Annotated in this window: 10 protein-coding genes; 1 reads left to right on the top strand and 9 read right to left on the bottom strand. The window is 43.8% G+C overall.

Going from position 1 to position 11,558, the window contains the following annotated elements; all coding sequences use genetic code 11:
- Nucleotides 1-23 precede the first annotated feature (23 nt).
- The 8 genes from I593_RS14745 to I593_RS14710 all read right to left on the bottom strand — a co-directional run bounded on the left by I593_RS14745 (nucleotide 24) and on the right by I593_RS14710 (nucleotide 9,307).
- Nucleotides 24-1,403: an AAA family ATPase gene (locus I593_RS14745; protein ID WP_016168386.1), complete on the bottom strand. Its 1,380-nt coding sequence runs from the start codon at nucleotides 1,401-1,403 to the stop codon at nucleotides 24-26.
- A gap of 24 nt (nucleotides 1,404-1,427) precedes the next feature.
- On the bottom strand, nucleotides 1,428-2,933 hold the full coding sequence (locus I593_RS14740) for a UvrD-helicase domain-containing protein (protein ID WP_016168385.1): 1,506 nt from the start codon (nucleotides 2,931-2,933) through the stop codon (nucleotides 1,428-1,430).
- A gap of 14 nt (nucleotides 2,934-2,947) precedes the next feature.
- Complete coding sequence (gene hisIE / locus I593_RS14735) at nucleotides 2,948-3,733, bottom strand: bifunctional phosphoribosyl-AMP cyclohydrolase/phosphoribosyl-ATP diphosphatase HisIE (protein WP_016168384.1); 786 nt, start codon at nucleotides 3,731-3,733, stop codon at nucleotides 2,948-2,950.
- A gap of 175 nt (nucleotides 3,734-3,908) precedes the next feature.
- Nucleotides 3,909-4,991, bottom strand: coding sequence for a patatin-like phospholipase family protein (locus I593_RS14730; RefSeq protein WP_016168383.1), 1,083 nt, complete (start codon nucleotides 4,989-4,991; stop codon nucleotides 3,909-3,911).
- A 170-nt stretch (nucleotides 4,992-5,161) separates the two neighbouring features.
- Nucleotides 5,162-6,781: an ABC1 kinase family protein gene (locus I593_RS14725; RefSeq protein ID WP_016168382.1), complete on the bottom strand. Its 1,620-nt coding sequence runs from the start codon at nucleotides 6,779-6,781 to the stop codon at nucleotides 5,162-5,164.
- A gap of 18 nt (nucleotides 6,782-6,799) precedes the next feature.
- Nucleotides 6,800-7,468, bottom strand: coding sequence for a ubiquinone biosynthesis accessory factor UbiJ (locus tag I593_RS14720; protein ID WP_016168381.1), 669 nt, complete (start codon nucleotides 7,466-7,468; stop codon nucleotides 6,800-6,802).
- Nucleotides 7,469-7,490: 22 nt separating this feature from the next.
- Nucleotides 7,491-8,435, bottom strand: coding sequence for a bifunctional demethylmenaquinone methyltransferase/2-methoxy-6-polyprenyl-1,4-benzoquinol methylase UbiE (gene ubiE / locus I593_RS14715; protein WP_016168380.1), 945 nt, complete (start codon nucleotides 8,433-8,435; stop codon nucleotides 7,491-7,493).
- A gap of 167 nt (nucleotides 8,436-8,602) precedes the next feature.
- The gene (locus tag I593_RS14710) at nucleotides 8,603-9,307 is read right to left on the bottom strand and encodes a DUF8198 family protein (protein ID WP_016168379.1); all 705 of its coding nucleotides are present in this window, start codon (nucleotides 9,305-9,307) and stop codon (nucleotides 8,603-8,605) included.
- 213 nt (nucleotides 9,308-9,520) lie between these two features.
- Here I593_RS14710 and pap point away from each other — a divergent pair, with 213 nt between their 5' ends.
- Nucleotides 9,521-10,939, top strand: a complete 1,419-nt coding sequence (gene pap / locus I593_RS14705; protein WP_016168378.1) for a polyphosphate:AMP phosphotransferase — start codon at nucleotides 9,521-9,523, stop codon at nucleotides 10,937-10,939.
- 39 nt (nucleotides 10,940-10,978) lie between these two features.
- On the opposite strand, the gene I593_RS14700 is transcribed toward pap, so the two are convergent.
- Nucleotides 10,979-11,485: a hypothetical protein gene (locus I593_RS14700; protein WP_016168377.1), complete on the bottom strand. Its 507-nt coding sequence runs from the start codon at nucleotides 11,483-11,485 to the stop codon at nucleotides 10,979-10,981.
- Nucleotides 11,486-11,558: the final 73 nt, after the last annotated feature.

Genomic DNA, 11,558 nt, shown 5'->3' with positions numbered 1-11,558 from the left:
GTAACTGTTCTCTTGCAAAAAAACTAGGACGACGGGTTCTGAAAAGAAGAATCGTGCTCTTGTTGCCACAGTTGCTGAAACTCAGCTTGTGCTTCTGGTGAGAGTTGTTGAATTTGTGCATACAATTGCTGAACCACCGAAGTGGAGGGGGTATCAGATAACTGCTCGAGTTCAGTCGTGTCAGATAATGAAATTTGACTGAGTTCTGCATAAATTTGATCAAATTGTTGTTGTAGTGGTTGCAGTACGATGTCTTGTACTCCCTGCGCAGAAAGTTGCAGGCACTGATAGGTGGCCGCATTTTCAAGGAGTTCTGTTCGGTTACCCGTTGCGATAATTTGTAACTGTGGAAAGGCTTGATGTAACTGTTGCAAAATCTGGCTGCAATGTTGTTGATCTAGTTGTTCATCAATCGCATCGATGAGTAAGATGCCATCACCTTCTAAGCAAGGATAGAGACTGAAAGGGTTGAGCAAGCACATGCGTCGAACAATATCACCAATCAATGCTATCCAATTTTTTTGACTGCTGGAAAGCTGTTGAAATTGCATCGTTTTGCCTTGATAGCTCACCATTAATTGCAGTTTGGGTTGATATTGCACAAAAATATCATTTAGTTCAGGCAAGACGATGCGCAGACTATCTTTTAGGGCTTTTAAGCATGGCGCATGGAGTTGTGCATGGGCTTGAAATAAGGTGTTCGGAATATTTTCGGGTTGTAAGTGCTGACCTAAATGTAATTGATCACGCATCAACTGTTGGAACAGTTGAGCGGTCTGAGCATTTTCCAGATCACTAATTTCACGAAACCATTCAAAGAAACGGCTAAAGGTAGTAAAAGGAATGGCTGCTACGTCATAGGCATATGCAGCTTGAAATACAATCGGATTGTTCTTGCTCAGTAAATTGATTTCATTGACAAAACGTTCAGCGGGGTAATAAGCAATCAGCGGTAAGCCCTGCATCGGGTCTTGTTGTAGGGCCCGATGATAAAGTTGAACCAGTTGTTCAAGCTGATCGGTTTCAGCTTTACTCAGCCCAATGCCTTGCTGATTGAGGGTTTTATAGAGTTGCCAACTGCAATGATTCAACACTTCAGGTTGTGCCGTTTCAGACTCTGCGAGGGTGCCAATATCGGTAGGAATTTCGACACAAATCTGAACTTTGGACTGTAGGCGGCTATGCAGAATATCTTGATCTAACATAACCACACCCGCACTACGCAGGTCTTTATAACGGGCAGCAAACCAAGTTAAGGCTTGATAGGCATGCTTGAGAATGCTGGTTTTGCCTGTAGCTTGATCGCCTAAAATCAGGGTGATGGGTTGATCATGATAATGAAATTGAAGCTGTAAATTGGCAAACAGATTGGTGTGTTTGAGCTGTAACGATTCGATTTTCATATAAGCCCCGCATTCGTGCAATGGCTAGCCTGCCGCTTGGCGTAATGAGACAGGCATCCTATTTTTCAGTTGTTGCATCAAGTCGTAAATATGATGAATATTTAGACTTACTTTAGCACGAGTACAGGCGACGTACAGCAATCTTAACTCTTCGTCACTAATTTTATGATCTTGTTCCGTCAGCTTAAACTGATAGTCATCTTCGATGTGCACACGGTCCCATTCTAGTCCTTTGGCTTTGTGTGCCGTGGAAATAATATAATCGGCTTGTTCAATCGGAGTAATTTTGGCTAAAGCACGTTTAAGCGGATCGGTACCATGATCATCTACCAATTTCACCAAAGGTTTAATGTCGCTGCCTTCATTGGTTTCGCAATATTCATGTACATCATGCCAAGAATTAAACCACGCCAGTTCAGGCACATCAGTGACACGTTTGCCCTGCTTCAACATGCTCGCGGCATCGACAAAACGATTCAGTTTGACATGGTCGGCTTGTAGACTCACTTTATCGCCATGTACCAACCCTGAAAGCAACAGTTCCATGGCGCGAGCATTGGTCCGACATAAAATCGCATCTCGCATTTTGGTGTGTGGTTTATTCACCACTTTGGAATTCAACAGTGGATTGCCCAACAGAGGCACTTTTTCATTCAGCGCGCCCAAGATGGCATTGGCATTGTGTGCAATACTTTCACCAAAGCGAAATGAGGTTGTGAGGCGAGATTCGGGTAAAGGAAGTTGCTGCATGGCATTGATGGCACCACGCCAAGCATAAATCTGTTGATGTGCATCACCGACATAAATTACTTGAGTATTTTTCTGACGCAATAAGATGCCTAACATTAAAGGATCGGCGTCTTGTGCTTCATCAAATAGCACGTAGTCGGCAGGAATATTCGGTTCAGATAGTGCCCAAAGTTTCAGATAAATATCATGCCCAATTCCTGCCTGATGATTGGGATCAATCGATTCTAGCCAACGACGTTCTACCGCAGGATAAAGATGCTTTTGTAAGGTGTCGATATCATCAGGATGAAGCCAGTTGGGCGCTTGCAGATGTCGCGGTGCAGGGTATTGCGAACTGGTTGAGCAAAAATAGCTCACCGCATTGGCGACCAGACTGGCAAGTCGACTCGGCATCAGCACATATTTTTCATAGCGTCCGCCCATCATGCGTCTTAAGGTAATCGGTTCTAACCGATACTCTTTGGCAATGAAGCTGGGGCTGAGTCGGGGTAATCGCAGTTTGTCGGTAATTCCACGTGGAACACTACGAAAGGCCAGTGAGTGAAAGGTGCGGCAATCCACATTGGAGTGAAACTTTTGCTGCGCTTCACTGGCGATGGCTTTGTTAAAGGCCAGATACATGCCACGTCGTTGTGGCATAGCATCACTGATCATTTGTAGAGTGGTGGTTTTACCTGTGCCAGCATAGGCAATCACTTTAAAGGATTGTCCTAGACGCGCGTTATCAATGGCAGTCGCCTGCTCATAGGTTGCGCTCGGTTTCTGATGTTGATTTGACACAGGCAAATAGAACTTTAGTGGCTACGGTTGGCTTTTTCGACCAAACCTGAGAGTCCTTGGCGTCGTGCCAATTCATTCAAAACCAGTTGTGGATCTAAGTCAAAATGACCCAACATCACAATGGTATGGAACCATAAATCTGCCACTTCATAAATCAAATCATTTTTATTGTCTTCATTGGCGACCAATTGCAATTCTTTTGCGGCAAGAATCGTTTCAATGCTTTCTTCACCAATTTTTTCTAAAATTTTGTTCAAACCCTTGTGGTATAGCTTTGCCACATAAGAAGAGTCAGGATCTGCACCTTTACGTTCAGTCATCATTTGACCGAGGTAAGACAGCACTTCGACTTGCTCTGATTGTGCATTAGACGCATTCATGGCAATAGTATGTGGATTGCTGGATTTTTCAGCCGCGTAAATCTGGCTCGGATCTTTCAGTTGTGCATCGACAATTTCCCAGCCTTGCGGGGTGAGTTTACGATAGAAACATGATTCACGACCCGTATGGCAGGCAATACCGCCGTGTTGTTCAATTTGTAGAACAATGACATCTGCATCGCAATCCAGACGAATTTCATGCACGGTTTGAAAGTGTCCAGACTCTTCCCCTTTGTGCCACAACTTGTTACGTGAACGGGAAAAATAAACGGCCTGATTTTTTTCAGCAGTGAGTGCCAAGGCTTCGCGGTTCATCCACGCCACCATAAGCACGCGTCCTGTTTGATGATGCTGTGCAATGGCAGGGACTAAACCTTGTTCGTTAAATTTTACTTCATCGAGCCAGCGCACGTTGTTCATAGGGACTTCACCAAAATCAGTTAATCGAAAAGAATATTCAGGTTGATGCGAAAAACATCAGGCTATAGTGTAGGGGATCGGGCTGGATTTGTGTTAATTATCTTTCAGCAATTTAGTCAACGGATATGCAGCAACATGAACTTGGAAGCTGAGTTCATGTTGCATCGTAAACTGATTAAAGCTCTTGCATCACCTCAGCAAAGCGTTGCTTTTCGACCAGTTCCAAGAACTCATCGCCCAAACGTTGGCTTTCGGCCACACATTGTTTCCAGAGTTGGATGCGACGTTGTGGCTCCATGCCTTTGAGGGTGAAATCTTTACGATCGGGTAAACGTCCTAATGGTAAACGTGCCAGATATTCCTGTGAAGGAGAAATCAGCAGGGTACGTGCTTGATTGCTTGGGTTAGATTTTCTCGATTTAAACATCTTGTCGAACCAACCCGGAGTAATGCTGTCGCTAAAATGCGGATAGAGCACAATGCCTTGGCTTTCAAAGGGTAAATCGATGTGATAGTCAATCAAGCCCCCATCGCGATAAGCCCCTTGCGGGGCATCACTGATATTTTTGACCGCAGGCGTAACACCAGGAATTGAACCTGATGCCATGAGCCAGTCGGCAACATTGTCTGAATTGAAGTTCAGATAATGGGTTTTAAAACTATCGTCTTTAATTTTAAATTGTGGGAAATTTTTCGGTTGGCAGATGACCCGTTGCATAAACAGATTTAAATGCTGCCGTGCAATTGCGTTACTGCCCACAATACCGAGCAATGAGCCATACAAGGCAAGACGCTGATCACTTTGGAATAAATGTTGGGCTTTTGCGGCAATAATGGTGAGGTGATAATCGGGATGATCAACCAATTTTTGGGTTTGCTGATTTAAAATGCCTGCCAACATGTCACGTGAAATTTTTTCAATCTCGGCAATTTTCATCTTTTTATGAAAAGGCAGATGGATATACAGCTCCGCCAATTGCTCAGGACCCAGCTTTTCACCTTGCGCCAAAATCCCTGCAAAACGCCATGCACCAACTGAAGAACCGACTAAAAATCGGCGCTGTTTGGCTTGCGGCAGAAAACTGCCAAAGATGGCTTGATCAAGCCCAGTCAAACCAATGCCTTTGGGACCACCTGCTGCACCGGGTAAAATATCGACCTGTTTGGCATGGAAGCCTTCTTGTTGGATCAGTTGCCGAGCAAGATGACCAGCACGAATATTCAAGGCGGGAGAGCGCTTTTCAAGAATTTGAATCATGGTGCAATTATAAATATACAAATGTGCACTTAGTTTAAAAGTTCTGCCTACGGGCTCAATGGCGGGGAAAAACTTTAGGTGACTTGATAGTCACTTTAGAAGTGTGAGTTAAAAATACACAAAACTGTGGATAACTTTGGGGCTATCCACAGTATGTTTTATCGACAAAATTATTTAAACAGACGCCAAATTGACAATAGGCTGGCACAGGCAATTAAGATAATCGAGATGTACCATGGGGCAATAATGGCAATTGACAGGAAAATTGCCATTAAACTACCGAAAATCCAACTGCGTTTTTGTTGATGCTCCATCTGTAGACGCAGGCTTTGCAGTTCATTTAGCTGTTTCGCATTCCAAGCTGACTGATTTTTTAAGCCATTTAAGCTATCGACCAACAGAGTTGGAAAATCTTGCGCGCCTAGTAGTAAATCAGGAATTTTCTGCCCGAGTTCTTTGAGATTTTTCTGCGGATTCATTTGGGCTTTGATCCAATCAGTGAGGATTGGTTTTGCCAAGCTCCAAATGTCTAATTCTGGATACAGGTCAGTGCCTAAGCCTTCCACGTGGACCAATGTTTTCAGCAGTAACATCAATTGCGGTGGAATTTCCAAATGGAAACGACGAGCAATATCCATAACCTGAATCAGAATACCAGCAAAGTCTAATTCATGCATTGGTTTCGAGACCATAGGTCCGACTGTTCGGCGCATTTCACGCGCCAAGGCATCTTGGTCGGTACCTGGTGGAATCCAGCCTGCTTGATGCACAATTTGAATCAGTTGCATGAAGTCACTGTTCATGACTGCCAGTAACATGCGCGCAACGGTCATTTGATCGTGTTTAGACAGTTCGCCCATAATCGCACAGTCCAGTGCAATAAAGCGTGGATTGCTTGGGTTGATGGTCTCGACAAACACGTTGCCTGGATGCATATCCGCATGGAAAAAGTTGTCGCGGAACACTTGGGTAAAGAAGATGGTCAACCCTTTCTCTGACAAATCTTTACGATCCATACCCAGACGGTCAAAAGTCGTCGTGTCGGAAATCGGCACGCCTGTAATGCGTTCCGCCACCATCACTTCTTTACTGTCCATATAGACTTCAGGCACATACATCATGCTTGAACCGGTGAAGTAATGACGCATACGACGGGTATTGTCTGCTTCTAGAGTTAAATCCAGTTCATTCAGAATAATTTGACGATAATCCTGAATAATTTCAGATAAATGTAGTGCGCGTGCAGCTTCTAGGCGTTTTTCTAAAGTCGCACCGAGCCATTCCAGAATTTCAAAATCTTGCAGAATTTGACTACGGATATCGGGGCGGGTGACTTTTACTACGACCTCGCGACCATCATGCAGGGCAGCGGTATGGACTTGCGCAATCGAAGCAGCAGCAAGCGGTTGTTCATCAAAACGGCTGAACAAAGTGGCAACATCGGCTTTCAGCGATTGCTGAATGCGTGTTTTCGCGACATCGGTGCTGAACGGTTTCACTCGATCTTGTAATAACACCAGTTGCGCCAAGACTTCAGGTGGAATCAAGTCACGACGCGTCGAGAGTAACTGTCCCAGCTTAATCGCCAGCGGGCCCATGTCTTCAAGGGCTTGCTTGAGTTTAAGCGGATTTTTACGTTCTTTACTCGACCATGCCGCAGGGTGCATACGAATGAATGCGAGAGCATGACGTGCCTTCTCAGGTAATTCTTCCGCAGGAAACAACGTGTCGAGTCTATAGTGCGCAGCAATGCGCCAAAGTTCGAGTAAACGTGAAACGTGCGGAATCATAAAGTGTATTACCTAAATTTAAATAGAGTCTGGAAGTACGTCAATTTGACGTTGCAGTTGTTGGATTTTGGCTTCTGCACGGTCAAGGTTTTGATTCAAAAGACGGGTGTCTTGTTGCAGGTCATCCATTTGCCAGCGTGCAGCAAACAAACCTGAATCTTCTTTGAGGGCATCTTCAGCAAAGAATAGATGGCTCTGTAAAGAGCGCTTGAGATGCTTGGGTGCAAGTTGAATTTTACCCAGTTCATGTGCCAAGGCAGGGCCAATCCAAGGACTGAGATGCGTAGCTAAATCAGGTTCAGCCTGCTGCATAATTCTTTGAATATCTTGCAGTAAATGGTAGTCACCTTGTACAGGAATGGTGCCTACATCTTCCGCCAAAAATAACTTCAGCAGTTCCACCACATTTTTAACCTGCAAGGTTGCTGTTGCTGCTGTCGTAGTTTGTTGCGGATCAAACGGGCGTTGTTCAAAAATGGACGGACGCTCCGCCTGACCTGTGACAGTCGGTTCAAGGCGAACTTTGTCTTGATCAAAGAATACATCGACCGAGAGTTGCGGAGAATCGAGTACCACACGCAACATTTTACCTTGCAGTTGATTGAGCTGAATGCGCGTGATGGCATCCAGATCAATCACATGGTGAATCAAGCGTTCAACTGCACCAAGTGCCAGAATTGACCACATAGCTTAACCTTCACCAGTCCGTTTAGAGTTTAAAACCACGGTGTACAGCCACGATACCGCCTGTCAGGTTATGGTAATCACAGTTCTGGAAGCCAGCCTGTTCCATCATACCTTTCAGGGTACGTTGGTCAGGATGCATACGGATCGATTCAGCTAAATATTTATAGCTTTCAGAGTCATTGGCAATAATTTTGCCCATGATTGGCAATGCAGTGAAAGAATACAAATCGTAGAGTTTTGAGAATGGCTCAAACACAGGTTTAGAGAATTCCAACACCAATAGGCGACCACCTGGCTTAAGTACACGGTACATGGCCGCCAGTGCAGCATCTTTATCAGTTACGTTTCGTAAACCAAAGCTGATGGTGAGCAGGTCAAAACTGTTATCGGCAAAAGGTTCAAGTGTTTCTGCATTTGCCAAAACAAAATCGACATTGGTACAGCCAGCATCAATCAGACGATCACGACCGACGTTTAACATCGATTCATTAATATCTGAAAGTACCACATGCCCAGTAGGGCCAACTTCACGGCTAAATACTTTAGCCAAGTCACCTGTACCACCTGCGATGTCTAATACGCGTTGACCACGACGCACACCCGACATGTTAATGGCAAAGCGTTTCCATAGACGATGAATACCAAAGGACATCAGGTCATTCATGATGTCGTATTTGCTCGCCACTGAATGGAATACTTCCGCAACTTTTTGTGCTTTATCTTCACTGTTAACGGTTTGGTAACCGAAGTGTGTAGTCGCACCGACATTGCCTGTATTGGCACCGCGAGGCAGGTTGTATTTTGGTACTGTGCCGTTTACAGGTGTATCGGTTAATTGTTGTTGTAATGACTGTTGTTGCCCTTGAGGAATACCCTCAGGAAGTGGGCTGTTTAGGAATGGGCTGACTTTGTCTGTTTGTTGAGCCGACTCAGGGGTAGGGGTAGGCGTTTGATTTTCATTAGACATTCAAGTCACTCCTAACATAAAAATAGGGTTAATGTTGCAGTGCAAGCATGATGACAGATTCTCAGCCGATGTACAGTAACCATCATGCAATTGTTATGAATAATATACAGAAAAAAATACGCGTGCTGTATCTACGCGCAAGATTTTATCTTGCTGTAGATGACCTTTTATTGGAAAGGATGCAGATCGCCGGCATGGACTTTGGCAATGATTTGACGTTCGATGGCAGTAAAGTCTTTGACAAACTGTTCAGCCGATTTTAAAGGTTTCATTGCTAAAAAACCATCCTGCATAAATTCATACATCACGTCAAAATGGTGTTTGTAAGCGACGCCTTTACACATTTTAAATGCCGTATAGACCATAAATGAACGCATATATTTGTCGAGACTGGCACCCAACTGATCAAGCAGTTCCAGTTGATGTAAACGTGATTGGCCTTGATCCAGTTTTAAATAACTCAGGCGCATCATTTCGTCTGTGAGGGGGGTATTCGGAGCATAGTCTTCGAGTAATTGCAGTGCAACGCGTTCATCTAACTGTACAGCGAGAATCGCTAACTCAACGCCTGCGGTGCCAGTTTTAATGGCATTTTCAGGAATGAGTTTCTCAGCTTTATGCACATATTTCATCAGGCGCGCAATTTGTTTGGCCAAAGCATCAAAATCGGGACCACCGTATAAACGGTTCAAAAAGTATTGTGCCATCAATTGATTATTTTTCACGGAAAAGTGCTGGTGATGCGTGCGCTGCATCCGCTGTTTTTGCCACATTTGTACATCTTGCAGACGTTGAAATAGCTCAGCATTATGATGGTATTGCAATTGATAATACTGTTCTAGTAGGTCATCTAGGACTGCAAGTTTAGACATGAGCGATCTCGATTTGAAACTTGTGCAAATCTTAGAACTTGTTGCAAGTTCCCGCTATGACAAAATGATCGAATTCGGCATAAAAAGCTGTCAATTTGTCATGAAATTATACAAAGATCTGCGAAAATGAGCTTTCAGCTTGTTTTATACTGAAGTAAAACAACGGCTTTAAAAAGATTAACTTTATTTTATTTAACTGATGGCGAGACAAAAATGGCGAAACAACAACTAGAACCAGCCTTGGTCGATGAAAGTCAATTGTCCCTTGATTTAATTGATGCGCAATACGCCCTAAAAGACACTCAAGGTCAACCCAATGCCAAAAGTGTTTTGGTCTTGGTCAGTGGTATTGAATTGGCAGGTAAAGGTGAGGCGGTTAAACAGTTGCGTGAGTGGATGGATCCACGTTATTTGCGCGTCAAGGCTGATGCCCCTGTGATGTTTAATAATGTCCAAACCTTTTGGCAACCTTATGCGCGTTTTATTCCCGCAGAAGGGCAAATTGTGGTGATGTTTGGGAACTGGTATGGAGATCTGCTCAGTACTGCTTTACATGTTTCTCAGCCTTTAGATGAAACCTTATATGATGAATATTTGGACAATATGCGGGCTTATGAACAAGACCTGAAAAATAACCATGTCGATGTCATTAAAATCTGGTTTGATTTGTCGTGGAAATCGCTGCAAAAGCGGCTGGATGAGATGGATGCCAGTGAAATGCATTGGCATAAATTACATGGTCTAAATTGGCGCAATAAAAAGCAATATGAACGATTGCAGAAATTGCGCCAGCGTTTTACCGAAGACTGGATCATTATTGATTGTGAAGATGAACAATTGCGTGATCAGCAGTTTGCACAACATGTATTAAGAGCGATGCAGCATTGTCCTGAGCATGTGAAATCGGCACAGCATAAATGGAAACAAGCTGATATTCCCGCTGTACTAGAGCAGCCACCGACGGAAAAAATTGATAAGAATGAATATAAGCTGGAACTGGATAAGCTCACCCGTAGAGTGGCAGATGCATTACGTTTTGGAGAACGCAATGTGATTATTGCCTTAGAAGGGATGGATGCAGCAGGTAAAGGTGGCGCGATTAAACGGATTGTAAAAAGTTTAGACCCACGTGAATATGAAATTTATAGCATTGCTGCGCCTGAAAAATATGAATTGCGTCATCCATATTTGTGGCGTTTCTGGAACAAAATACAACCCAATGAACGAATTAGCATTTTTGATCGGACGTGGTATGGGCGAGTTTTGGTAGAGCGGGTTGAAGGTTTTGCCAGTGATGTAGAGTGGCAACGGGCTTATGAAGAAATCAATCGCTTTGAAAAAGATTTGACGGATAGCCATACCGTAGTGGTAAAAATCTGGCTATCGATTAGTAAAGACGAGCAATATGCACGCTTTAAGGAACGTGAAGAAACGCCACACAAGCGCTTTAAAATCACGCCTGATGATTGGCGTAATCGTGAAAAATGGGATGAGTACTTACATGCTGCTGCGGATATGTTTGAACGAACCAACACGGACTATGCACCGTGGTACATCATTGCCAATGATGATAAATACAGTGCACGTTTGGAAATTTTACGCAGTATTTTGAAGCAACTCAAAGCAGATTAGTCTGTGTTGAGTTGCTAGGTCGTTCAGGGGTATTAAGTTTTAAGCCGTGGCTTGCAGGTTTTGTTTTTGCTGGATGGATTTGGCGAGTTTGTAGCAATCCTCTACATGAGCCTCAGCCACTTTTTTCATGACGAAATAGCCGAGGCTTGCCGCCACCAATTGACCGCCTAAGGGAATGTATTTGCTGACTTGTTTGGTAATCATTTTGGAGGCGAAATTGTGTATTGAGTTTTTCACAGCAGTTCGTGCCACGACTAAACCTGAAAACTCAAAGCCACGTTTCCGCAATTCTTGCCAGTGAATCTGTTTGGTTTCCAAATCAAACACGCTGATTTGATCGGGTGCAAGCCCAAAGCGGGCATTAATTTCAGGAATCAGTTGTGACAAAATGCCGACATCAACCACCACATCCAAAAAAGGCACAGGGATGACGGCTACACCCGCAGAAACATAGGCACGCTTTTGAACCAATTCGAGACATTCTGCGCGGATTTGTTCTAGATTTAATGAGGCATCAATTGAATCGGGAATATTGTCTATTTTCATTGTCTAGTTTAAACCTTGTATCCATTTTTATATTGAAGCATCTTTAAGCATCGATTTTCAAAGTCATTTTTAA

This window comes from Acinetobacter tandoii DSM 14970 = CIP 107469 (assembly GCF_000400735.1).
Classification (GTDB): Bacteria; Pseudomonadota; Gammaproteobacteria; order Pseudomonadales; family Moraxellaceae; genus Acinetobacter; species Acinetobacter tandoii.
This window is presented reverse-complemented; position numbering and strand designations above follow the sequence as displayed.

Bases quoted from the DNA above. Each gene is read 5' to 3' on its own strand.
- I593_RS14700 (WP_016168377.1), bottom strand. From the start codon at position 11,485: ATGAAAATAGACAATATTCCCGATTCAATTGATGCCTCATTAAATCTA.
- I593_RS14745 (WP_016168386.1), bottom strand. From the start codon at position 1,403: ATGAAAATCGAATCGTTACAGCTCAAACACACCAATCTGTTTGCCAAT.
- pap (WP_016168378.1), top strand. From the start codon at position 9,521: ATGGCGAAACAACAACTAGAACCAGCCTTGGTCGATGAAAGTCAATTG.
- hisIE (WP_016168384.1), bottom strand. From the start codon at position 3,733: ATGAACAACGTGCGCTGGCTCGATGAAGTAAAATTTAACGAACAAGGT.
- I593_RS14730 (WP_016168383.1), bottom strand. From the start codon at position 4,991: ATGATTCAAATTCTTGAAAAGCGCTCTCCCGCCTTGAATATTCGTGCT.
- I593_RS14720 (WP_016168381.1), bottom strand. From the start codon at position 7,468: ATGTGGTCAATTCTGGCACTTGGTGCAGTTGAACGCTTGATTCACCAT.
- I593_RS14710 (WP_016168379.1), bottom strand. From the start codon at position 9,307: ATGTCTAAACTTGCAGTCCTAGATGACCTACTAGAACAGTATTATCAA.
- I593_RS14725 (WP_016168382.1), bottom strand. From the start codon at position 6,781: ATGATTCCGCACGTTTCACGTTTACTCGAACTTTGGCGCATTGCTGCG.
- ubiE (WP_016168380.1), bottom strand. From the start codon at position 8,435: ATGTCTAATGAAAATCAAACGCCTACCCCTACCCCTGAGTCGGCTCAA.